This window comes from Pseudomonas brassicacearum subsp. brassicacearum (assembly GCF_008801605.1).
Lineage (GTDB): Bacteria > Pseudomonadota > Gammaproteobacteria > Pseudomonadales > Pseudomonadaceae > Aquipseudomonas > Aquipseudomonas brassicacearum.
The window spans coordinates 162,635-183,631 of sequence record NZ_VZPJ01000012.1 but is presented as its reverse complement, the minus strand read 5'-3'; the positions used below and the strand labels follow the sequence as shown (position 1 = coordinate 183,631).

25 protein-coding genes and 2 pseudogenes are annotated in these 20,997 nt (G+C 60.0%); 26 read left to right on the top strand and 1 reads right to left on the bottom strand.

All coding sequences use genetic code 11. The features are described from left to right. Positions 1 to 91: 91 nt before the first annotated feature. The 26 genes and pseudogenes from F7R20_RS24320 to recX all read left to right on the top strand — a co-directional run bounded on the left by F7R20_RS24320 (position 92) and on the right by recX (position 19,794). A complete protein-coding gene (locus F7R20_RS24320; RefSeq protein ID WP_147282110.1) occupies positions 92 to 505 on the top strand; it encodes a hypothetical protein in 414 nt (137 codons plus the stop codon). A gap of 417 nt (positions 506 to 922) precedes the next feature. After that, positions 923 to 1,334, top strand: a pseudogene (locus F7R20_RS24315) (group II intron maturase-specific domain-containing protein); the annotation flags it as partial. 101 nt (positions 1,335 to 1,435) lie between these two features. Next, positions 1,436 to 1,540 (top strand): annotated as a pseudogene (locus tag F7R20_RS24310) (phage late control D family protein); the annotation flags it as partial. 269 nt (positions 1,541 to 1,809) lie between these two features. Further along, positions 1,810 to 2,394 (top strand): phage tail terminator protein, encoded by a 585-nt coding sequence (locus tag F7R20_RS24300; RefSeq protein ID WP_003198309.1) that lies wholly within the window; start codon positions 1,810 to 1,812, stop codon positions 2,392 to 2,394. Continuing rightward, positions 2,391 to 2,573, top strand: coding sequence for a DUF2635 domain-containing protein (locus F7R20_RS24295; RefSeq protein WP_003198311.1), 183 nt, complete (start codon positions 2,391 to 2,393; stop codon positions 2,571 to 2,573). Before F7R20_RS24300 ends, F7R20_RS24295 begins: the two co-directional genes overlap by 4 nt. After that, the gene (locus F7R20_RS24290) at positions 2,573 to 4,069 is read left to right on the top strand and encodes a phage tail sheath subtilisin-like domain-containing protein (protein WP_003198312.1); all 1,497 of its coding nucleotides are present in this window, start codon (positions 2,573 to 2,575) and stop codon (positions 4,067 to 4,069) included. Before F7R20_RS24295 ends, F7R20_RS24290 begins: the two co-directional genes overlap by 1 nt. A 66-nt stretch (positions 4,070 to 4,135) precedes the next feature. After that, positions 4,136 to 4,483 (top strand): phage tail tube protein, encoded by a 348-nt coding sequence (locus F7R20_RS24285; RefSeq protein WP_003198314.1) that lies wholly within the window; start codon positions 4,136 to 4,138, stop codon positions 4,481 to 4,483. Next, the gene (locus tag F7R20_RS24280) at positions 4,480 to 4,776 is read left to right on the top strand and encodes a phage tail assembly protein (protein ID WP_003198316.1); all 297 of its coding nucleotides are present in this window, start codon (positions 4,480 to 4,482) and stop codon (positions 4,774 to 4,776) included. Before F7R20_RS24285 ends, F7R20_RS24280 begins: the two co-directional genes overlap by 4 nt. A gap of 130 nt (positions 4,777 to 4,906) precedes the next feature. Beyond that, positions 4,907 to 6,481: a phage tail tape measure protein gene (locus F7R20_RS24275; RefSeq protein WP_003198318.1), complete on the top strand. Its 1,575-nt coding sequence runs from the start codon at positions 4,907 to 4,909 to the stop codon at positions 6,479 to 6,481. Next, positions 6,468 to 7,706 (top strand): DNA circularization protein, encoded by a 1,239-nt coding sequence (locus F7R20_RS24270; protein WP_003198319.1) that lies wholly within the window; start codon positions 6,468 to 6,470, stop codon positions 7,704 to 7,706. Before F7R20_RS24275 ends, F7R20_RS24270 begins: the two co-directional genes overlap by 14 nt. Before the next feature lie 3 nt (positions 7,707 to 7,709). Beyond that, positions 7,710 to 8,750 (top strand): phage baseplate assembly protein, encoded by a 1,041-nt coding sequence (locus F7R20_RS24265; RefSeq protein ID WP_013692396.1) that lies wholly within the window; start codon positions 7,710 to 7,712, stop codon positions 8,748 to 8,750. A gap of 399 nt (positions 8,751 to 9,149) precedes the next feature. Further along, positions 9,150 to 9,659: a phage baseplate assembly protein V gene (locus F7R20_RS24255; RefSeq protein ID WP_003198323.1), complete on the top strand. Its 510-nt coding sequence runs from the start codon at positions 9,150 to 9,152 to the stop codon at positions 9,657 to 9,659. Continuing rightward, positions 9,659 to 10,057 carry a phage GP46 family protein gene (locus F7R20_RS24250; protein WP_003198324.1) on the top strand — a complete coding sequence of 133 codons (399 nt, stop codon included), beginning with the start codon at positions 9,659 to 9,661 and terminating at the stop codon, positions 10,055 to 10,057. The genes F7R20_RS24255 and F7R20_RS24250 overlap by 1 nt, the downstream gene beginning before the upstream one ends. Then, positions 10,047 to 11,087 carry a baseplate J/gp47 family protein gene (locus tag F7R20_RS24245; protein ID WP_003198326.1) on the top strand — a complete coding sequence of 347 codons (1,041 nt, stop codon included), beginning with the start codon at positions 10,047 to 10,049 and terminating at the stop codon, positions 11,085 to 11,087. The genes F7R20_RS24250 and F7R20_RS24245 overlap by 11 nt, the downstream gene beginning before the upstream one ends. Next, entirely contained in the window at positions 11,075 to 11,674 is a 600-nt protein-coding gene (locus F7R20_RS24240) for a YmfQ family protein (RefSeq protein ID WP_003198328.1), read from the top strand. The genes F7R20_RS24245 and F7R20_RS24240 overlap by 13 nt, the downstream gene beginning before the upstream one ends. An 11-nt stretch (positions 11,675 to 11,685) precedes the next feature. Continuing rightward, on the top strand, positions 11,686 to 12,840 hold the full coding sequence (locus F7R20_RS24235) for a hypothetical protein (protein WP_003198329.1): 1,155 nt from the start codon (positions 11,686 to 11,688) through the stop codon (positions 12,838 to 12,840). Further along, positions 12,837 to 13,346, top strand: a complete 510-nt coding sequence (locus F7R20_RS24230; RefSeq protein WP_003198332.1) for a hypothetical protein — start codon at positions 12,837 to 12,839, stop codon at positions 13,344 to 13,346. The genes F7R20_RS24235 and F7R20_RS24230 overlap by 4 nt, the downstream gene beginning before the upstream one ends. 27 nt (positions 13,347 to 13,373) lie before the next feature. Then, entirely contained in the window at positions 13,374 to 14,468 is a 1,095-nt protein-coding gene (locus F7R20_RS24225; protein WP_003198334.1) for a hypothetical protein, read from the top strand. Between the two features lie 7 nt (positions 14,469 to 14,475). Then, entirely contained in the window at positions 14,476 to 15,036 is a 561-nt protein-coding gene (locus tag F7R20_RS24220; protein ID WP_028237193.1) for a tail fiber assembly protein, read from the top strand. Between the two features lie 111 nt (positions 15,037 to 15,147). Further along, positions 15,148 to 16,059 carry a gp53-like domain-containing protein gene (locus tag F7R20_RS24215; protein ID WP_003198340.1) on the top strand — a complete coding sequence of 304 codons (912 nt, stop codon included), beginning with the start codon at positions 15,148 to 15,150 and terminating at the stop codon, positions 16,057 to 16,059. Between the two features lie 13 nt (positions 16,060 to 16,072). Further along, positions 16,073 to 16,504 (top strand): phage tail assembly chaperone, encoded by a 432-nt coding sequence (locus F7R20_RS24210; protein ID WP_003198342.1) that lies wholly within the window; start codon positions 16,073 to 16,075, stop codon positions 16,502 to 16,504. A gap of 24 nt (positions 16,505 to 16,528) precedes the next feature. After that, positions 16,529 to 17,092 (top strand): glycoside hydrolase family 19 protein, encoded by a 564-nt coding sequence (locus F7R20_RS24205; protein ID WP_003198344.1) that lies wholly within the window; start codon positions 16,529 to 16,531, stop codon positions 17,090 to 17,092. Further along, positions 17,074 to 17,610 carry a lysis system i-spanin subunit Rz gene (locus F7R20_RS24200; RefSeq protein ID WP_003198346.1) on the top strand — a complete coding sequence of 179 codons (537 nt, stop codon included), beginning with the start codon at positions 17,074 to 17,076 and terminating at the stop codon, positions 17,608 to 17,610. The genes F7R20_RS24205 and F7R20_RS24200 overlap by 19 nt, the downstream gene beginning before the upstream one ends. 71 nt (positions 17,611 to 17,681) lie before the next feature. Continuing rightward, complete coding sequence (locus tag F7R20_RS24195; protein WP_003198349.1) at positions 17,682 to 18,182, top strand: CinA family protein; 501 nt, start codon at positions 17,682 to 17,684, stop codon at positions 18,180 to 18,182. Positions 18,183 to 18,265: 83 nt separating this feature from the next. Continuing rightward, positions 18,266 to 19,318 (top strand): recombinase RecA, encoded by a 1,053-nt coding sequence (gene recA, locus F7R20_RS24190; protein ID WP_003198351.1) that lies wholly within the window; start codon positions 18,266 to 18,268, stop codon positions 19,316 to 19,318. An 8-nt stretch (positions 19,319 to 19,326) separates the two neighbouring features. Continuing rightward, positions 19,327 to 19,794 (top strand): recombination regulator RecX, encoded by a 468-nt coding sequence (recX, locus tag F7R20_RS24185; protein ID WP_003198353.1) that lies wholly within the window; start codon positions 19,327 to 19,329, stop codon positions 19,792 to 19,794. Positions 19,795 to 19,839: 45 nt separating this feature from the next. Here recX and F7R20_RS24180 read toward each other — a convergent pair whose 3' ends face one another. Then, complete coding sequence (locus F7R20_RS24180) at positions 19,840 to 20,958, bottom strand: LOG family protein (protein ID WP_003198355.1); 1,119 nt, start codon at positions 20,956 to 20,958, stop codon at positions 19,840 to 19,842. Between the last annotated feature and the right edge of the window lie 39 nt (positions 20,959 to 20,997).

Sequence of the window (20,997 nt, the reverse complement as noted above, 5' to 3'; positions counted from 1 at the left end):
TGGTCTTGACTGGTTGAGAATGGTTCTTATTTTGTGTTAAGGTTTTTGCAATAATATCGCTAGGATGATGGGGTTTATGAAGCATAGAGGGATGAAGCTTGGCGCAGCGGCGATCGTATTTGCTCTAATGGCGTGTGTGTTTTTGTTATTCGCAATAGACGGTGTCCCAGAAAATCCTGGTAACCCAAGTGATACATCTGGCCTACCACCCGTGGCTATGTATGTCGTTATACTTTTCTCATTGGTAGGGGTTTCGTCATTCCTAAGCTGTTTGGGAGGGGTGGGGCTGATTGTAATGAGGTATAAGGCATACAAGCTTCGTTTGTTTATTTATGCTTTGGCGAATCTTGTTTTTATGCTTACCGCTATTCTTGGGGTGCTTGTATCCGGCGCTTATACTTACGACACTTTTTTAGGTATTTTGGGATTGATTTTCTACGCATTGACGTTGGTTTTGTTGGTGCTTGCCGCTCCCAAGAAGCAGGAATCGATTATCAGGCTGTAGCTCCTCAGACATCATGCGCATGACTGCGCAGGATGATGCTCGAGAAAGCTGCACCGGTTTGCCGGTTCGAGTCCGGACGGAACCTCGTATATTGGAATCATTTCCGCTCATCCGCACCTATCTCTAGGGCCTCGACATTGATCGGGGCCTTTTAGTTTGTGCGCCAGGCATGGCGCGTTGCGCGTAAGCGCAACCAGCTTGGCTGTTGTGGCCACGCTGGTGACTTGGAGGTGCAAGTCCTCTACACACCCGGCAAGGGGAAGTGTTAGCCAAAGGCAAGAGTGTCACGGGTGACTGCGAATCTGAAGGAAGCCCGAGGCAAAATGCTGGCCTGACGAACAGGAAGCGGATAGAGGCGGCACAGTGGGGTAAGGGGGCAAACTTCATCAAGCCCAATACTTGCACGGAGTGCTGTGACTCAGGGAACTGCTGCGCAGAATGCGGGGCCACAAGATGACTGGTGTCATCGAACGGATAAACCCCGTACTGCGTGGCTGGGCAGGTTACTTCAGGAGAAGCCAGAGCAAGCGACCACTTGAAAAGATTGATGGTTGGGTGCGTCGCAAGCTGCGTTGTGCCATCTAGCGTAAATGGAAACGACTCTCAACAAGGGCGCGTAACTGGATACGTCTGGGGGCTTGGCAGACGCCTTGCCTGTACATCGGCGTTCAATGGTCGTGGACCATGGTGGACCATGGTGGACCATGGTGGACCATGGTGGAGCTCAGGAGCAGCGCATTTGAATCAGGCGCTACTGAAGAAACTGTGGGATCGGCTTGGGCTGTTCTCAATATTGGATACGATCACTCGGCTTAATCGCATAACTTGAACCGCCGTATACAGGTCCGTACGTACGGTGGTGTGAGAGGACGGCGGCTATGAAGCCGCCTCCTACTCGATTCGAGCAATATTCAGGTCAACGCAGGCCATTTCATGCGCGGTCGCTGGTCGATCGACAAGGTCACCGCCAGTGGCGATCGGGAAAAAAGCTATCGCTGCTTGATCAATGCAACCTGCCTGGATGCCAAGGCCTGACCCCAATCCCCTGTGGGAGCTTGCTCGCGATTGCGCTCTGACATTCAACATTTGCACTGACTGACACGCCGCCATCGCGAGCAAGCTCGCTCCCACAGATTTGTTCAGCGTTGCACGTACCTCTGCGCCCAACCGAGTCCTCCTGTGGGAGCGAGCTTGCTCGCGAAGACGCCAGCACATCCAACATCAATGCTGCCTGACCTACCGCTTTTGCGAGCGAGCCCGCTCCCACAGGGATGACTCGCACCTTCAGATACTGGAGTCCCCCCATGAAGATCACACCGATCCTCACGCAGTTGCGTGAGCAATGTCCGACGCTCGCCCATCGCGTGGCCGCAGGCTTTGACCTCGCCACACTGCAAGCCGAGACCCCGCTGCAGACCCCTTGCGCCTATGTCCTGCCTACCGCCGACATTGCCAGCAAGAACGCAGCTCAGAACGTCACGCTGCAAGCGGTGCGTGATCGCTTCGATGCCGTGCTGGTGCTCGACGCCACTGATGCGACAAAAGCGCTGGATCTGTTGCACGACCTGCGGGCCGAACTGTGGCGCGCACTGGTGGGGTTCAAGCCGGGCGCCGAGTACACCGGCGTCGAGTACGACGGCAGTGAACTGGTTTCCATCAATAGCAGCCGTGTGTTGTACCGGCTGCGCTTTTTCGTCGAGTTCCAGCTGGGCCGCAATCTGGCGAGCCAGCCTGCCGAAAGCTGGCACGAACGTGAACTGGACGGCTTGTCGTCCTTTACCGGGGCCACCGTGCGGGTCGATGCCATCGACCCGGCGGACCCCAACCTGAAACGTCCCGGCCCCGACGGGCGCGTGGAACTGACTTTCTCTGGAGACGTAACCCCATGAGCAAACGCATCACCGTGCTGCCGGCCCCGGGCCGTGCCGTACCGGACCCGGAAGCGGGCGATCTGTTGCCCCTCGAAGGCCGTGAAGTGCCAGACAACGCCTGGTGGCGTCGACGTCTGGCCGATGGCGATATCACTACCAAAGCCGTGAAAGCGGCAAAACCACAGGGAGCCAAATAATGGCGATCGGATTCAGCAATATTCCCGCGGACATTCGTGTGCCGCTGTTCTACGCCGAAATGGACAACTCGGCCGCCAATAGCGCGTCATCGGCCATGCGCCGGTTGATCGTCGCCCAGGTCAACGACAACGTCGCCCCGGCGGAAGTCGGCAAACTGGTGCTGGTGTCCAGCGTCGCGCTGGCCAAGAACATTGGCGGGCAGGGCTCGATGCTCGCCTCGATGTACGAGACCTGGCGCAAGACCGACCCGCTCGGTGAAGTCTGGTGCCTGCCGCTGCACAACGTCGAAGGCGCCATCGCCCAGGGCGTGCTGACCTTCACCGGCGCCGCGACTGAAAGTGGTGTGCTCAACCTGTACGTTGGCGGTGTGCGCGTCCAGGCCGCCATCGTCAACGGCGCCACTGCAGCCCAGGCCGCCTCTGCGCTGGCCTTGAAAATCAACGCGGCCGCCGACTTGCCGGTGACTGCTGCGTCCGCCGAAGGTGTCGTAACCCTGCGCGCCAAATGGACCGGTGACAGCGGCAACGACATCAGCCTGCAATTCAATCGCCTGGGCAAGAGCAATGGCGAAAACACCCCGGCGGGGCTGACCACCGCCATTACTGCGATGACCGGCGGCGCCGGTGTGCCGGACCAGACCGCTGCCGTTGCGGCCCTGGGTGACGAACCGTTCGAGTTCATCGCCATGCCCTGGTCCGATGTGGCGAGCCTCAACACCTGGCAAGCGGTCATGGACGACAACACCGGTCGCTGGTCCTGGGCCAAGCAGTTGTTCGGCCATGTCTACAGCGCCAAGCGCGGCACTATTGGCACCCTGGTTGCTGCCGGTCAGGCACGCAACGACCAGCACATGACCATCCAGGCCCTGGAACTGGGCGTACCGCAACCGTTCTGGGTCCAGGCCGCTGCGTTGGCTGCGCGCACGGCGGTGTTCATCTCCGCCGACGCCAGCCGTCCGACCCAGAGCGGCAGCCTGCCAGGCTTGGACCCGGCACCGGCCAGCGAACGTTTCACCCTGACCGAGCGCCAGTCACTGCTCAACTACGGCATCGCGACCGCGTATTACGAAGGTGGCTACGTGCGCATCCAGCGTTCCATCACCACCTATCAGAAGAACGCCTTCGGCCAGGCTGACAATTCCTACCTGGACAGCGAAACCATGCACCAGTCGGCGTTCATCGTCCGTCGCCTGCAAAGCGTGATCACCAGCAAGTACGGTCGCCACAAACTGGCCGCCGACGGCACCCGTTTCGGCGCCGGCCAGCCCATCGTGACCCCGAGCACGATTCGCGGCGAGCTGATTGCTCAATACGCCAAGCTCGAACTGGAAGGCCATGTGGAAAACGCCGAGCTGTTCGCCGAGCACCTGGTGGTCGAGCGTGACAGTCAGGACCCGAGCCGGGTCAATGTGCTGTTCCCGCCGGATTACATCAACGGCCTGCGGGTGTTCGCGCTGCTCAACCAGTTCCGTCTGCAATACGACGACGCCGCCTGAAGGTCGCGTTCAATCGCATGAATTCAGCCCACTTCGCGTGGGCTTTTTATTGAAGGGAGAAACACCATGGGTCAACTGATTGCGGGCACCTGCTACGTCAAAGTGGACGGCGCTCAACTGACCATCAACGGTGGCTGCGAAGCGCCACTGATGTTCACTAAACGCGAAACCGTCGTACCGGGTTTCTACAAGGAAACCGACATTGCCCCGTCCTTCAAGGTGACGGCGCTGCACACCGCGGACTTCCCGCTCAAGCAACTGGTTGCGGGCACCGACATGACCGTCACCTGCGAATTCAACAACGGCAAGGTCTACGTGCTGGCCGGCGCCTACCTGGTGGAAGAGCCTGTGTCCAAGGGTGACGACGCCACCATCGAGCTGAAATTCGAAGGCATCAAGGGGACCTGGCAATGAGCGATGTTGTGACGCTGCGCGTGGCCATCGAGGCCCACGGCGAGCCTGTGAGCGAACTGACCCTGCGCCGTCCGACGGTGCAGGAAGTCCGGGCGATCAAGGCGCTGCCGTACAAGATCGACAAGAGCGAGGAGGTGAGCCTGGACATGGACGTCGCGGCCAAATACATCGCGGTGTGCGCCGGTATCCCGCCGTCGTCGGTCAACCAGTTGGACCTGGCTGACCTCAATGCCCTGAGCTGGGCCGTCGCGAGTTTTTTCATGAGTGCGGCGTCGCAGCCATCGGCGACCTGATCGCCGCCGCCTATGACCTGGCCTGGTTCTGGAAGGTTGACCCCGAACAGATGATGGCCAGGCCACTGGATGTGCTCCGCGAATCCCTGGAGCACGCGCAACGGATCAATGCGATGCAGCAGGTGCAGTGATGGCAGACACACAGAAGGTAGAGAAAAAGGCGGTGCTGCTCACGGGCATCGATGAGCTGTCACCCAAGCTCGCCGGCCTTCGTGCGAAGGTCGCGAGTTTCAAGCAGAACCTCGACGCCACGGGCCTGGGCAGCCTGGACATTTCCGGTCTGCTGCCCAGCGGCGGCCTGGCCCAACCGTTTATGGACGGGCTCAAGTCGGCGCTGGCCTTCAAGGACGAAGCGGGCGCAGCGAGCGCGGCGGCCAGCGCCGTCCAGGCGCCTGACGCGCCCCGTGTAGCGGCACAGAACCTGGATGGATTGAAGACTTCCATCAGCAACGTGTCGGTGCAGTTCGGCTCGGCCTTGGGGCCTGCGGTCAACGCGGTGGCGGTCAGTTTGCAGCCCATGGTCAGCGGCGTGGCCCAGGTACTGCAGGACAACCCTCAACTGGTACAGGGCCTGGCAAATGGCGTCGTAGCGTTCAACGCGATCCAGATGGCGGTCAGCGGCGCAAGCCAGGCGTTCGAGGTGGTGAACCTGGCCTTGAAGATGAATCCCATCGGCTTGATTGCCATGGGCATCGCCTTGGCGGCAGGAATGATCATCGCCCACTGGACGCCGATTTCGGCGTTCTTCGCCGGGCTCTGGCAGCGGCTTGCGCCCATCGTGCTGCCGATGGTCGAGTTCTTCAAGACGATGTTCGCCTTCACCCCGATGGGGCTGGTGATCAGTAATTGGGGCCCGATCAGCAGCTTTTTAGGCGAGCTCTGGAATGTGATCGTGGCGGCGGCAACGCCGATCATCGGTTTCATGCAGACGCTGTTCGCCTGGTCACCCTTGGGTTTGATTGTTGCCAATTGGACGCCCCTGACCGGGTTGTTCGCGGCGATCTGGGACCTGCTCAAGGCCTTGACCGTGCCGGTAACGGACGCTCTGAAAGGCCTGTTCGACTGGACGCCGTTGGGACTGATCATGGCCAACTGGGGCACGATCGGTGAAGTCTTCGCCGGGATCTGGGAGGGCATCAGCAATCAGGTGTCGACCATGCTGGCGGTGTTCAGCGGCCTGTTCGATTGGTCACCCATTGAGGGCCTCACCAAGCAGTGGGGGCCGGTGGGCGAGTGGTTCAGCCAGTGGTGGAACGAGTTGCAGGAGGTGATCGCGCCGATCAAGGCTTTTTTCAACGGCGGCTTCGGCGAGATGATCACCTCGTTCACCGGCAAGGTCGAAGGCCTGACCGAGGCGCAGCGACAGACCAACGCCGAAGGCAAGGGAGAGCTGGCGCCGGCGTTTTTTGGCGGGGCCAGCGAGCAGCCTCTGGGCCTGTCGTCCAGCCTGGCGCCAGCGTCCGCCAACGGGCCAGCGAAAACCTCGCTGGCGCCGGGTGCGTTGCCGCAAACCTCCAGTGCCCTGGTGCAACAAAGTGCCGCCAACAACCGCACGCAACTCGAAGGCGGCCTGACCGTGCGTTTCGAAAACGCCCCGGCCGGGTTGCGCGCCGATCCGCCCCAGACCAATCAACCGGCCCTGGCGGTGAGTTCGCGCATCGGCTATCGCTCACTTTCCACAGGAGGCTCCAATGAGCTGGCGTGATCGTTTGTTGCCGGCGTCGTTTCGTAGCGTCGGGTTCTGGGTCGATCAGGCGAAAACCCCGGTCGGCCACAAAGGCCAGTTGCATGAATATCCACAGCGCGACCAGCCGTTTTTCGAGGGGCTCGGCCAGCAGGCGAAGATTCATGAGTTGACCGCGTTCATCGTCGGCCCCGATTGCCTGGAGCAGCGCGACAAGCTGCTCAAGGCTTTGGAGCAGGGCAGCGGTGAACTGGTGCATCCATGGCTGGGGCGCCTGCAGGTCAAGGTCGGTGAGTGCGACATGACCCAGACCCGCCAGGACGGTGGGCTGGTGACGTTCGCCCTGAAGTTCTACCCCGACCAGCCACTGCAATTCCCTTCGGCCGCGATCAATAGTCAGAAACTGCTGCTGGTCTCTGCCGACAGCTTCCTCGGTTCGGCGGTGCGGCGCTTTGAAGATGCCATGACGTTGATCAAGGCCGCGCGGATCGGTATCGCGGATCTGCGCAACAGCCTCAAGGACATCTACGGCGTGATCGAGCAGGAGCTCAAGCCGTTGATCGAGACCTATCGGCAACTCAGCGATCTGGTCAAGGCGGTGAAAGAGCTGCCCAAGGACGTGGTGGCCGAGTTCAAGGGGTTGCTGGGCGACATCCGCGAGCTAAAGAACTTTGCCCGTGACGGCTATCGCGGCGTGATTGCCAGCGTGTCGCAACAGGTGGAGGCCATTCGCAAGGCCGACGCGCCCAAACTCACCACCGGCAAGGACACCACAGCGGCGGCCCAGGCCGTGGCCGATCTGGTGCAGGACACGCTGCTGGTGCAGGCCGCGCAATGGATTGCGGCGATGCCGGTGGCGGCGCCTGTGGTCAAGTTGGGCGCCACGCCGTCGGTGGCGCAACAGGCCGTGCAACCGGTCCAGCGCCGGGACGTGCCGGTGGCCGACGATGTGCTGGCCCTGCGCGATGCGCTTAACGATGCGATCTGGCAAGCCTCCCTCAAGGCTGATCCGGAGCACTACCAGGCGATGAACAACCTGCGCCAGCAAATGGCCGCGCACTTGACGGCGGTGGCGTCGTCGGGTGTCAGGCTGATCAACCTGTCGTTCAAGCAAAGCCTGCCAGCGCTGGTGGTGGCGTATCAGCAATTTGCCGATGCCACCCGGGTGACTGAAGTGACCCAGCGTAACGGTGTAGCCCATCCTGGTTTCCTGCCGCCCAATGACCTGAAAGTCTCCGGGGAGTAAGCCATGAACGAGCTCGACTATGCTGTCTCACTTACCGTCGGCGGGCTGGATTACGGCGGCTGGAAAAGTGTGGAAATCAGTGCGGACCTGGAGCGTCAGTTCCGCACCTTCAAACTCGACATCACCTGGCAATGGCCGGGGCAGACGCAAGCGGTGCCGATCCGTCCGGGCGATGAATGCCAGGTGCGCATTGGTGCCGACCTGGTCCTCAGTGGTTATGTGTTCAAGGCACCGGTCAGCTATGACGGTCGGCAGATCAGCCTGAGCATTGAAGGCGGTTCCAAGACCCAGGATCTGGTGGACTGCGCGGCGATCAACCGTCCGACTCAATGGCGTGGGCAAACGGTGTTGAGCATCGTCCAGGCCCTGGCGTCGCAATACGGCGTGGGGGTCATCAGTGAAATCCCTGAAACCGCGCGGTTGAGCGAACACAGCATCGTGCCAGGGGAAACGGTCTTTCAATCCATCGACCGTTTGCTGACATTGTTCCGGGTGTTCTCCACCGATGACGCGCAAGGGCGCGTGCTACTGGCCAAACCCGGCAGCGGCGGACGGGCCAGTGATGTGCTGGAGCTGGGCAAGAACATTCTCTCCGGTAACGCACCGATGGACTACAGCCAGGTGTTCTCTGAATACCGGGTCATTGGCCAGCACAAGGGCAGTGATCAGCAGAGCGGGGCGGCGGTGAGTGAAGTCTCCGGCACCGCCACGGACCTGAGCTTCAAGCGCAAGCGGGTGACGGTGATCAGCGAAAGCGCGCAGTTGACCTTCGAACTGGCCCAGCAACGGGCCGACTGGGAAAGCGCCATCCGTACCGGCAAGGCCCTGACCACCACCTACCGCGTGCAGGGTTGGCGCCAGGCCAATGGCGACTTGTGGCGGCATAACACCTTGGTGCGAGTGATCGACCCGGTGCTGGGGTTCGACGGTGACATGCTGATTTCCAAAGTGACGTACTCGCTGTCGGCACAAGGCTCCGTCACCACCCTGCAAGTCGCGCCGCCGCATACCTTCGACGCCAACCCGGTACCGCCCAAAACCTGAGCCCGGAACCGATGCCTGCCCACCACAGATCCCCTGTGGGAGCGAGCTTGCTCTCAAAAGCGGTGGGTCAGCTTGCATCGATGTTGGATGTGCTGCCGCCATCGCGAGCAGGCTCGCTCCCACAGTATTTCGAGACCGCCTCCAAGTTTCTGCCCACCCGCAAATCCCTTGTGGGAGCGGGCTTGCTCGCGAAAGCGGTGGGTCAGCTTGCATCGATGTTGGATGTGCTACCGCCATCGCGAGCAAGCTCGCTCCCACAGTATTTCGAGACCGTCTCCAAGTTTCTGCCCACCGCAAATCCCTTGTGGGAGCGAGCCCGCTCGCGATGGCGGCGGCGCAGCCAATAGAGGTGTTGATCCGAACACCGCGTTCAAGTCCCCGATTCTCAAGGAAACCTCAATGAGCCTACTGACCCGCCTCCTGGCGCGCGGCACTGTCGTGCTCGCCAATTCGGCCACCAAGTTGCAGTCGCTGCAAATGCGCCTCACCGCCGGCGAAGTGAACGACGACATGGAGCACTTCGAACCCTACGGCTTCACCAGCAACCCGTTGGCCGGTGCCGAGGGCATTGCCACATTCCTGGGGGGGGACCGTTCCCATGCGGTGGTGCTGGTGGTCGCCGATCGCCGTTTTCGCCTCCAGGCCCTGGCCCCTGGCGAAGTGGCGCTCTACACCGACGAAGGCGACAAGCTCCACTTCAAGCGTGGTCGTGTCATCGACATCCAGACCGTAACCCTGAACATCCGCGCCAGCAGTGCGGTGAACATCGACAGCCCGGTCATCAACCACACCGGCAAGATCGTTTCCCAGGGCGACCAGATCGCCGGCGGCATTAGCCAGATCAAACACGTGCATGTCGGTGTACAGGCCGGCAACGGTCAGACCGGCGCGCCGGCGGGAGGTCAATGATGTTCATCAGCCAGAACCTGCACGCCGCACTGACCCGCTCGGTGCTGATCAGCCTGTTCACCTGGCGCCGCGCCGCTGACGACGATGCTGTCGATGATGAAGAACGTTTCGGCTGGTGGGGCGACACCTTTCCGACCGTTGCCGACGACCGCATCGGCTCGCGACTGTGGCTGTTGCGCCGGGTCAAGCTGACTCGCCAGACCCAGCTCGACGCCGAATTTTATGCTCGCGAAGCCTTGCAATGGCTGATCGATGACGGGCACTGCAGCGCCATCGACATCCTCAGCGAACGCCTCGACGCCCAGCGCCTGAACCTGCGCACGGTCCTGACCCTGGCTGACGGCGAGCGCCTGGACATCAACCCCGATAACAGTTGGCAGGTGACCTATGCCGTTTGAAACCCCTTCGCTGCCGGTGCTGATCAAACGCGCCCAAAGCGACCTGGCCAGCGATTCGCTGCGCCAGTCCGATGCCCAAGTGCTGGCCCGCACCCTGGGTGGCGCCGCCTATGGCCTGTATGGCTACCTGGACTGGATCGCCGAGCAGATCCTGCCGGACAAGGCCGATGAATCCACCCTTGAACGCATCGCTGCCCTGCGCCTGAACCAGGCGCGCAAAGCGGCCCAGGTGGCCAGCGGCAGTGTCAGTTTCAGCGCTACCGCTGGCGCGGTACTGGATGTCGACACGCTGTTGCAATCCACCGATGGCCGCACATTCAAAGTGACCACCGCCCGCACCACCAGCAACGGTCTGAACAACACCACCGTCGCCGCACTGGACGCAGGCAGCCTGGGCAACGCCGACGCCGGCCTGGTGCTGACGCCAGTCCAACCGATCCTCGGCATCGGCAGCAGCTTTACCGTGCTGGCGCCGGGGCTGACCGGTGGTGTTGCCCGGGAAAGCCTCGAATCGCTACGGGCCCGGGTGATCCGCTCCTACCGCATCATCCCTCACGGCGGCTCGGCCCAGGACTATGAAACCTGGGCCCTGGAGTGCCCCGGCATTACCCGCGCCTGGTGTCGCGGCAGCTACCTGGGACCCGGCACTGTCGGCTTGTTCGTCATGCGTGACGACGATTTGCAGCCGATTCCCAATGCCGAGCAATTGGAGGAGGTGCGGGCCTACATCGAGCCCTTGCGTCCGGTGACCGCCGAGTTGCACGTGCTGGCGCCAACGCAGGTGCCGGTGAGTTACAGGCTGCGCATCACCCCGGACACCAGCGCCGTGCGCGCGGCCGTCGAGGCGCAACTGCGCGACCTGCACAACCGCGAAGCCGGCCTCGGCGAAACGCTGTTGCTAAGCCATATCACTGAAGCCATCAGCAGCGCTACCGGCGAAACCGACCACAAACTCTCCGCACCCGTCACCGATGTCGCCGCCGCCAGCAACCAGTTGCTGACCTTCGGAGGCTGCACATGGCTGGAATAAGAACCGCCGAGCAGTACCAGGCCCAACTGCGCAGCCTGCTGCCCAGCGGCCCGGCGTGGGATCCGGAGCGCGTGCCGGAACTTGAGCATGTGCTTGAAGGCATCGCCCAGGAGCTGGCCCGCCTCGACGCCCGTGCCGCCGACTTGCTCAACGAAATGGACCCGGCGGGAGTGAGTGAACTGGTGCCGGATTGGGAGCGGGTGATGAACCTGCCCGATCCGTGCCTGGGCGCCACGCCGTTGTATGACGATCGTCGCTTGGCGGTGCGTCGGCGGTTGTTGGCGGTCGGTAGCCAGGCCATTGCCTATTACGTGGAAATCGCCAAGAGCCAGGGTTACCCCAACGCAACGATCACTGAACTGAAGGCCCCGCGCATGGGCCGCGCACGATTCGGCGAGGCTCACTTTGGCACTTGGCAGGCGCAATTCATGTGGACCCTCAACACCGGCGGTCGCCTGCTGTTGGGCCGACGTTTTGGCGCCAGCTATTGGGGTGAACGTTTTGGCGTCAACCCGGGCTCGGCCCTTGAGTGTCTGATCCACCGCAGTGCGCCGGCGCATACCAAGGTTCACATCAATTATGACTAGGGAGTAAACGGATGGATTATCCGAAGAGTGTGCCCAGCGCCGGCTTGGTGAATGGGAAGTTCGTGGATGAAAACCCATTGACCGGAACGCCGGGGTCGTTGATTCCGGCAGCGTGGGGAAATGGTGTAACGCAAGAGATTGTGAATGTCATCAAGGCGGGGGATCTGACCCCAGATGAAACCCAAAACGATCAACTGCTCGAGGCGATTCAGTCCGTCACCGCCAAGGGCTGGAACCAGGATCTCGCGCTTCCGATCGCCGCTTTGCCGCTGCCAACGATTGCAACGGCAGACGCCCGTCTGGCAGTAACGCCAACGGCACTCTCAACCAGCGGCGGTCGCGTCTCGATTCCGGCGGGTGTGTACATCAGCATTGGACAAGAGGTGGTAAGTGGGCGGTTGGGTCGATCCCGTACTTACGTGACGGCGGCCTGGAGCAGCACCGATTTGTTGCCCAGCGCCAGCTATTTTCTTAGAGCGCAGGTCATAGGCGGCGCGCTGACGTTCTATATGCAGCGTGGAAGCCTGTATGACCTCTCGCCGGAATCCTTGAAGGGGACTGTCAACGGAGCGTCCGGCGGCGGGTTTGCGTCCACGCCCCTGGACATGTGCCTGGCCTGGGTGATGACCGGGGCGCCGGGCTCCTTGCCGACGATTCGCACGATCTACAACCGTGCTCAATTGACCTGGACTCAAACGGTGAATGGCACGGGGGTGGTTTATCTGCCGCTGGATCCGCATGCACGTGCGGCGCGACTTGTGGCGGGCAATCCAACACCCTCTCCCAGTGCCGTGACTTCGCTGGCGTTTGTTCAGGCCGGGTGGGTTGGGGGCAACTACAGCTATCTGTCACCCGCCTTACAAAGTATCGGTAACAATGCGGTGGGCTGGAGCGGCCCATACATGTGTGTGCTGTTTTCCAATAACGTTGTCAACGACGTTACGGTTTCTACCGTCACAGCCAGCTTTGATCACTCTCAATCTCGCTCGCTTTGGCAGTGCTTTCAGGCCGAGCACACATTGGGCGCCACCAATGCCGATAGTGACGAACTGTTGCTGAGCATGGGAATCAAGGGGCACCAGGCATTGACCGATTACAGCGTGGGTATCGGCGTCAATTTTACCAACGCAATCAATGTTCACCTGTCCTGGGAGCTGATCCGATGAAAGTCATTCAAGAACTGCACCAGTACGAAGATGGACTTCGCCCGCCTGCACCTTCTTTCGCCCATGCCTGGGAGGACGGCACCTGGGTGCTGACTGAAGAGAATGCTGCTGAGCTGTTGCGCCAGGAAGCCGAACGCTTGTGCACCAAGGTCGATGCCGCTGCTGACAGCGCACGTCGCACGCTGGCCGGTGATCCACTACGCGCCCTGGAATACCAACAAGCCGCCCTGGAGGCACAGGCCTTCAAGGATCAGGGCTACCCGAAAAAAGCCGTTCCACTGGCCGTTTCGGCGTGGGTTGTCAAAGGGCGCACAGCCAGGCAGGCGGCGGATCAGATTCTCGCCAAGGCCGCCGAATTCGAAGCGAACCTGCTGGCACTTCGCGAACTGCGCCTCAAGGCCAAGACACAGATCCGCGCGCACATGGCCAAAGGCAAGGCGGATCTCGCCAGTCAAGCCGCTGATGACGTGCTCGCGACTATCCGAGCACTACCTCTTCACGCTTGAGCCCCGCCTCATAGAGAGAAATAGAACATGGATTATCCAAAAAGTGTTCCCAGCGTCGGGCTGGTGAACGGCCGGTTCGTGGATGAAAACCCCGTCGAAGGCACGCCGGGATCCTTGATTCCCGCCGTGTGGGGCAACAGCGTCACACAGGAGATTCTGGGGGTGATTGCCGGCGCCGACATGGCGCCATCCGAAGCGGACACCAATCAGCTTTTCAAGGCTGTTCAGAAGATCATTGGTACCACGACCCCTACACGCTCGGTGGTTACACGGCTGACCCTGTCGAAAGCGCTGACGGCAAATGAACTTGGTCTTGTATTGATTGACGCCAACGCCGGCGCCACCTCGATCGGGTTGCCCCCGGCCAACGTTGGGATGGGTGTTCGAGACGTCATCATTCGACGCTTGGACAACAGTGGCAATCGACTCGTGGTCCAGGCGGCCGGCACTGATCGAATCAAGTTCCACACCCATCTTTCGGCCGTTGGCTATCCGTTTCTGGTTTTGATGGGCAGTGGTGACTGGTGGCATTTGCGCAGTGACGGCGCCGGGAGTTGGTGGCCCATGGGAAGGTTTGACAACACGCCTTTGGGCCGCCCGACTTTTGAGACGACTATCCAACTGAGCCCGGGAGGTTACGGTGCGCTAAATGGCACGGTCATGAAGCGTGCTGAATGGCCTTGGCTCTGGGATCACGCCCAACAGTCAGGAATGCTCGGTACCGAGGCTACTCGGGAAGGCAATGAAGGCAAATGGAGTTCCGGTGATGGCGCACTCACGTTTCGTGCGCCGGAAGGGCGGGGAGAGTTCCTGCGGATCCTGGACGAAGGGCGCTCTGTGGATTCTGGACGGGCAATGGGGACCTTTCAACCCGGCACTGTTCACTCCCATGCGCTAGGGGCACAAGGGGCTGGTGCGGTTGGATCAAGATGGTCCGATAGCCTTTCCACAGTCGGTGCCAATACCCGCGAGGAAATCAAAATCATCGGAGATCTGGTAAACGGCGGTCCGACTTTCCCTGCCGGGACCACTTACCAGATGGATACGGCCAATACGCTGCTTTACTCTTTCAAATCCCGCCCGCGCAACATCGCCTATCCTGCGCGTATAAAACTAATCTGAGGTGTCTGTGTTTTATTATCTATTCGATAAAGCCGGCGCATTGTCCGGGCCCGTGGAGTTTTCCGTAACGCCGGGTATTGGCGTTCAGATCCCCAGTAATGCTGTTGGAATTTCGTTTGAGCTCCCCCCGCCTGAAAAGGGCCGTACGTGGGCCCTGGTGAATAATGTTCCTCGAGAGGTGGTTGATCATCGTGGTTTGGTTTATCGCAAGGAGGATGGCGGCCAGCAGATCTGGGGCGAACTTGGGGAGTTACCGGATGCGTTCACTAGGGAACCCTGGCCGGGCAATTACCATATCTGGAAAGACCCTACCTGGCAGTTCGACGCTGAGTCACAACTGAGCGACGTCAAGGCCCAGGTTTTCGCCGAACGGGATGCTCTTCTTCGCGATGCAGTTCTGCGTATAGCCCCCCTGCAATACGCCGAAGACATCGGCGACGCCAGCGACCAGGAACAACTGGCGCTGATGGAGTGGAAACTCTATAGCGTTGAATTGAATCGTATCCAGCATCAGATCGGTTTTCCTACCGATATCAACTGGCCTGTCATGCCTGAGCCTGCCGCTTAAGCAACCCACGGCAAAACATCAGAATTCCCTTAATTTATCGTGCCACTGCGTATTAACGGTGAGGCTTTATATCGCCTTCATTTTGATCGCTGGTCAGTCAGGAGCGAAAAATTGGATTATCCAAAAAGTGTGCCCAGCGCAGGCCTGTCGAACGGCAGGTTCGTGGATGAGGATCCCTTGGCGGGTACGCCGGGTTCCTTGATTCCCGCCAGTTGGGGCAATGGTGTGACGCAGGAACTGCTCAATGTCATTCAGGTGGCGGGGATAGTGCCGTCTGAAGCCCTCTATAACCAATTGCTCACAGCCTTGCGTGGCAGCGGATTGTTTCTTACCGCACCGCTATTCGATAACAGCAGGGCCGTTGCAACGACTGAATACGTACTCCGCAGCGGGATGCAGTATGGCGGATTCGATGTTTACAACACCGGGGCGACATTGACCCTATCGGATGTTGGCGGAGTTGTCAGTTTCGCCAGTAATACACCGGTTACCGCGAGGCTGCCGGCTACAGCCGAAATCATACATGCCGCCACAGTAACAATTGTCAATGCTGGATCAGGCATCGTTACCGTTTCGACGGCATCCGCTGTTGATGTGCTATGCGCATCGAATGGTGCGCAGGGAACAATCACTATCGGTCTGGGCGAAACGGCGGAGTTCATCAAGCTCAATAACCAATGGCGTCTTATTGGCGGTACGGTGGCGTTGAAGTATTCGGCTATGTCCACTTCGTCATTGCAACCCAATGGTTGGAAGCGGACGCCTGATACAACGAGTCCGACGGGATATGTTATCGAGCAGTGGGGTGTTTCTTCCAGCGGGGCGGATGCCAATGGCGTTATCGTAACGTTTCCTATGTCTTTCCCTAACGCTGTTAGAAACATCGTAGTGACCGATGGAGGCCCCACCTGTGCGTCTTTTGGAGTCTCCACAGGCTCGCTGAGCCAGTTCAGACTTTATGGGCGGGACTACAATGGCGCCTATTCAAATTGGACTGGACTATGGCGAGCGATAGGTTATTGAAGGGGAGGTGAATATGTTGATTTATTACGCTCAATCCACGGGTGGGTTCTACAACTCTATCGATCACTCTGGCAGTCTTCCTGAAGACGCGATCAAGATCACCGATGAAGAATATCGAACCTTATTTGCCGCTCCCTTCCTGAACAAACGTATCGAGTCGGACGCCAAAGGTCGTCCGGTGCTCCTAGAACTGTCCGTTAATGAGCTCACGGTACGAATGACCAATGAGAAGAATTGGCGTGATGGATCGCTCACAGCAACCGACCGCCTCATAGCGAGGGATCGCGACGAAATGGACGACGGCGGCGGTACGACGCTGGATCAAACACAGTACACACAGCTCCAGGCTTATCGCCGGGCTCTGAGGGATTGGCCGCAGGATGAGCACTTTCCAGTCACTGAATATCGTCCGGTTGCGCCGTCCTGGCTGGCCGGACATCTTTGATCATGCACTTGCGATGACCTGAACATGGACCTTACGCAGCAGCAACTTATCAACATCATGCCCAACGCCCGCACCCAAGCGGGCGTTTTTATTTCCGCGCTGAACACCGCCATGTCCCACTATCGTATCGACACACCCAAACGCATGGCCGCGTTCCTGGCCCAGGTCGGTCATGAGTCGGGACAATTGCGTTATGTACGCGAGCTGGGCGGCGAGCAATACCTTAGCAAGTACGATACCGGAACCCTGGCCGTTCGCCTGGGCAACTCGCCCCAGGCTGACGGCGACGGGCAGAAGTATCGCGGCCGAGGGCTGATCCAGATAACCGGCCATGACAATTACCTTCGCTGCAGTCAGGGGCTGTTCGGTGATGCACGTTTGCTGGCCTTGCCTGAGCTTCTTGAGCAGCCGCAATGGGCCACCGAGTCCGCCGCTTGGTTCTGGGAGCAGAACGGCTTGAACGAACTGGCCGACCGCGATCAGTTCAACAGCATCACCCGGCGTATCAACGGCGGTTTGAACGGCTTGGAGGAGCGGCTGCAACTCTGGGCCCGGGCGAGGGCGGTGCTATGTCAACCTTCGACCTGATGCCTTTTTCGTCTCGCGCCCTGGGCATTGTGGTGTTGCTCGCGCTGCTGGCCGGCGGTTCGGCGATGCTCGCGTGGCAGTTCCAGGACTGGCGTTACGGACAGCAGTTGGCCCGACTCGCACAGTCCCAGGCCGAGACGCTTAATCAAATCACCCAAGCGGCCGCGACGCAGCAAAAGGCCGAGCAAGACAAACGCCTGGCCCTGGAACAACAACTCTCCACCAGCGAACAAACCCATTACCGAGCCTTGAACGATGCCCAACGTGACCAGGATCGCCTGCGCGATCGCCTTGCTACTGCCGATGTACGGCTGTCAGTCCTCCTCGACGCCGACGATGTTGCCGCCGGTTGTGCAGTGCCTGCCGCCTCCCGCGCCAGCGGCCTGGATCATGGCGCCCCACGCGCCCGACTTGACCCGGCGCATGCTCAACGAATTATCGCCATCACCGATGCCGGTGATCGCGGACTGATTGCCTTGCAGGCCTGTCAGGCCTATATCAGAGCGCTGGGTCGGTAATCCCTCGAGCCTTGCAAGCTTCGAATGCTCGTGTACGGTAGGCCTCAATTGCGTGGAATCAGGAGAGCACCATGGACGACATTACCGAACTGGCCGCTGAATTGGGCAGGCACCTGCAGTTGCTCAATGCCCACGTCACCACGGCCGAATCCTGCACGGGCGGCGGGATTGCCGAGGCAATTACCCGGATTCCCGGGAGTTCGGCCTGGTTCGAGGCCGGTTATGTCACCTATTCCAATCGCCAGAAGACCCAGCAGCTGGATGTGCCGGCCGAATTGTTCGGGAAGGTGGGGGCGGTCAGCCGCGAGGTGGTCGAGGCCATGGTGCGAGGCGCCCAGCATAAAAGCCTGGCGCGTTTTGCCGTGGCGGTCAGCGGTGTAGCAGGGCCGGATGGAGGTTCACCGAATAAACCGGTGGGCACCGTATGGCTGGCCTGGGGCGTTGGCGAGACGGTGATCAGCGAACAGCGCTTCTTTGCAGGCAACCGCGACGAGGTCCGCCGACAAACGGTGAAGGCCGCGCTAGAGGGGCTGCTGCAACATGCCGCTGTAGAAATCTCAAATCAGGGGTAGGCGATCCTCAATCGCTGTGGAATAATACTGGCTACTTATACAGGTGTTGGCCGTCAGGCCTTATTGATTACGTGAGGACTTTAATGGACGACAACAAGAAGAAAGCCTTGGCTGCGGCCTTGGGTCAGATCGAACGTCAATTCGGCAAGGGTGCCGTAATGCGTATGGGCGATCAGGACCGTCAGGCTATTCCTTCCATCTCCACCGGCTCCCTGGGCCTGGACATTGCGCTTGGCATCGGCGGCCTGCCAAAAGGCCGAATCGTTGAAATCTACGGTCCTGAGTCTTCCGGTAAAACCACACTGACCCTGTCCGTGATCGCCCAGGCCCAAAAAGCCGGTGCGACCTGCGCCTTCGTCGATGCTGAACACGCCCTGGACCCGGAATACGCCGGCAAACTGGGGGTCAACGTCGACGACCTGCTGGTTTCCCAGCCGGACACCGGCGAACAGGCCCTGGAAATCACCGACATGCTGGTGCGTTCCAACGCGGTTGACGTGATCATCGTCGACTCCGTGGCGGCACTGGTTCCGAAGGCTGAAATCGAAGGTGAAATGGGCGACATGCACGTCGGCCTCCAGGCTCGCCTGATGTCCCAGGCCCTGCGCAAGATCACCGGTAACATCAAGAATGCCAACTGCCTGGTGATCTTCATCAACCAGATCCGTATGAAGATTGGCGTGATGTTCGGCAGCCCGGAAACCACCACCGGTGGTAACGCGCTGAAGTTCTACGCCTCGGTTCGCCTCGACATCCGCCGTACTGGCGCGGTGAAAGAAGGTGATGAGGTTGTCGGCAGCGAAACCCGCGTCAAGGTCGTGAAGAACAAGGTGGCTTCGCCGTTCCGTCAGGCCGAGTTCCAGATTCTTTACGGCAAGGGCATCTACCTCAATGGCGAGATGATCGACCTGGGTGTATTGCACGGTTTCGTCGAGAAGTCGGGCGCCTGGTATGCCTACAACGGTACCAAGATCGGTCAGGGCAAGGCCAACTCGGCCAAGTTCCTGGCGGATAACCCGGAAGTCGCCGCCGCCCTTGAGAAGCAACTGCGTGACAAGCTGTTGAGCCCGGTGGCAGACGTCAAGTCCGTGGCTAATCGCGAGACCGCTGACGACCTGGCTGACGCTGACATCTGATCGATTCGATGACCGTCGTACTCGATACCCTCGTCGCGGTGCGGCGAACAGCAATGGACCTGCTCGCCAGGCGCGAGCACGGTCGAGTCGAGCTGACGCGTAAGCTGCGTCAGCGCGGCGCTCCCGATGAGTTGATCGACACAGCCCTCGATCGTTTGACCGAAGAGGGCTTGCTGTCGGAGTCCCGTTACCTGGAAAGCTTTGTCTCTTATCGCGCTCGCTCCGGTTATGGTCCTTTGCGAATTCGTGAGGAACTGGGCCAGCGTGGTTTGCAACGCCCGGATATCGAACTTGCCTTGCGCGAAAGCGGTATCGATTGGCAGGAGCAACTGACGGACACCTGGCGCCGAAAGTTCTCAGGACATTTACCCATCGATGCACGGGAACGAGCCAAACAAGGGCGTTTCCTGGCGTATCGAGGCTACTCCATGGAAATGATCAACCGCTTGTTCAGCGGTCGCGGTATGGATGACTAAACAAAAACGGCCTGCTATTTCGATAGCAGGCCGTTTTTTATGGGCTCAGGTTACCTTGATCGGCTCCCATGTGAGGGGATGGGGTTTTTGGGCGGGCTGGGCCCAGTTTTCCGGCAGGTTGATGTAATCCACCAGCTCCCTCAAGCGACCGTGATCCCGAGCGTTGAAGGCAAACGCCAGTCGCGTCAGATGACTGAACTGGGCTTCGTCGTGCTCTTCACCGCTGTAGTCATGTTGATGAAAACAGTCATTCAGGCACAAATCGGCGAACTCTCTCTGCATCTGTTGCAGCGCTTGTTCATTTAGCTTGTGATTCATGCGGATCACGAACTGATGCTTGAGCCAGCGACTGGAGTGGAAGTTGCGGTAGAACCGGTTGATCTCTTCCACGGCCTCTTCGGCGTTGTATACCAGGCGCATCAGCTTCATGTCGGTGGGCAGGATGTAGCGGTTTTCCTCCAATTGCTCGCGGATAAAGTTCAGGGCTCCTTGCCAGAACTTGCCGCCCGGGACATCCAGCAGGACCACCGGCACCAGCGGGCTCTTGCCTGTCTGTACCAGCGTCAGGACTTCCAGCGCTTCATCAAGCGTGCCGAAACCGCCGGGGCAGAGCACCAGTGCGTCGGCCTCTTTGACGAAAAACAGTTTACGGGTGAAGAAGAAGTGGAACGGCAGCAGGTTCGGCGTGCCTTCAACGGTCGGATTTGCGTGTTGCTCGAAAGGCAGGGTGATATTGAATCCCAGGCTGTGGTCACGCCCTGCGCCTTCATGGGCGGCGGCCATGATGCCACCGCCGGCGCCGGTGATGACCATCATGTCCGAGCGGGCCAGTGCAGCCCCCAGCTCTCGGGCCAGGCCATACAGTGGATGTTCGATAGGCGTTCGGGCCGAGCCGAAGACCGTGACCTTGCGCCGGCCCTTGAACTGCTCGAGGGTACGGAAGGCGTGTTCCAGTTCCCTCAGGGCTTGTAGCGTGATCTTGGCATTCCAGCGGTTGTGATCTTCCTGGGCCATGCGCAGCACAGTCAGGATCATGTCTCGGTAAATGGGGAGGTTGGGGCTGTTGGGGGAGACCAGGTTGAGTTGTTCTTCGACCTTGCGGGTGAGGTCGTGGCCGTGGTTCTCAAAATGACGACTGAGCAGGTCATTCGGTTTGTAAGGCATTCAGCTTCTCCTTCTTAACAGGACCCCGGCCCGGACGAG

Coding starts and splice junctions, on each gene's coding strand:
- F7R20_RS24320 (WP_147282110.1), top strand. CDS start 92: ATGAAGCTTGGCGCAGCGGCGATCGTATTTGCTCTAATGGCGTGTGTG.
- F7R20_RS24300 (WP_003198309.1), top strand. CDS start 1,810: ATGAAGATCACACCGATCCTCACGCAGTTGCGTGAGCAATGTCCGACG.
- F7R20_RS24295 (WP_003198311.1), top strand. CDS start 2,391: ATGAGCAAACGCATCACCGTGCTGCCGGCCCCGGGCCGTGCCGTACCG.
- F7R20_RS24290 (WP_003198312.1), top strand. CDS start 2,573: ATGGCGATCGGATTCAGCAATATTCCCGCGGACATTCGTGTGCCGCTG.
- F7R20_RS24285 (WP_003198314.1), top strand. CDS start 4,136: ATGGGTCAACTGATTGCGGGCACCTGCTACGTCAAAGTGGACGGCGCT.
- F7R20_RS24280 (WP_003198316.1), top strand. CDS start 4,480: ATGAGCGATGTTGTGACGCTGCGCGTGGCCATCGAGGCCCACGGCGAG.
- F7R20_RS24275 (WP_003198318.1), top strand. CDS start 4,907: ATGGCAGACACACAGAAGGTAGAGAAAAAGGCGGTGCTGCTCACGGGC.
- F7R20_RS24270 (WP_003198319.1), top strand. CDS start 6,468: ATGAGCTGGCGTGATCGTTTGTTGCCGGCGTCGTTTCGTAGCGTCGGG.
- F7R20_RS24265 (WP_013692396.1), top strand. CDS start 7,710: ATGAACGAGCTCGACTATGCTGTCTCACTTACCGTCGGCGGGCTGGAT.
- F7R20_RS24255 (WP_003198323.1), top strand. CDS start 9,150: ATGAGCCTACTGACCCGCCTCCTGGCGCGCGGCACTGTCGTGCTCGCC.
- F7R20_RS24250 (WP_003198324.1), top strand. CDS start 9,659: ATGTTCATCAGCCAGAACCTGCACGCCGCACTGACCCGCTCGGTGCTG.
- F7R20_RS24245 (WP_003198326.1), top strand. CDS start 10,047: ATGCCGTTTGAAACCCCTTCGCTGCCGGTGCTGATCAAACGCGCCCAA.
- F7R20_RS24240 (WP_003198328.1), top strand. CDS start 11,075: ATGGCTGGAATAAGAACCGCCGAGCAGTACCAGGCCCAACTGCGCAGC.
- F7R20_RS24235 (WP_003198329.1), top strand. CDS start 11,686: ATGGATTATCCGAAGAGTGTGCCCAGCGCCGGCTTGGTGAATGGGAAG.
- F7R20_RS24230 (WP_003198332.1), top strand. CDS start 12,837: ATGAAAGTCATTCAAGAACTGCACCAGTACGAAGATGGACTTCGCCCG.
- F7R20_RS24225 (WP_003198334.1), top strand. CDS start 13,374: ATGGATTATCCAAAAAGTGTTCCCAGCGTCGGGCTGGTGAACGGCCGG.
- F7R20_RS24210 (WP_003198342.1), top strand. CDS start 16,073: ATGTTGATTTATTACGCTCAATCCACGGGTGGGTTCTACAACTCTATC.
- F7R20_RS24205 (WP_003198344.1), top strand. CDS start 16,529: ATGGACCTTACGCAGCAGCAACTTATCAACATCATGCCCAACGCCCGC.
- F7R20_RS24200 (WP_003198346.1), top strand. CDS start 17,074: ATGTCAACCTTCGACCTGATGCCTTTTTCGTCTCGCGCCCTGGGCATT.
- F7R20_RS24195 (WP_003198349.1), top strand. CDS start 17,682: ATGGACGACATTACCGAACTGGCCGCTGAATTGGGCAGGCACCTGCAG.
- recA (WP_003198351.1), top strand. CDS start 18,266: ATGGACGACAACAAGAAGAAAGCCTTGGCTGCGGCCTTGGGTCAGATC.
- recX (WP_003198353.1), top strand. CDS start 19,327: ATGACCGTCGTACTCGATACCCTCGTCGCGGTGCGGCGAACAGCAATG.
- F7R20_RS24180 (WP_003198355.1), bottom strand. CDS start 20,958: ATGCCTTACAAACCGAATGACCTGCTCAGTCGTCATTTTGAGAACCAC.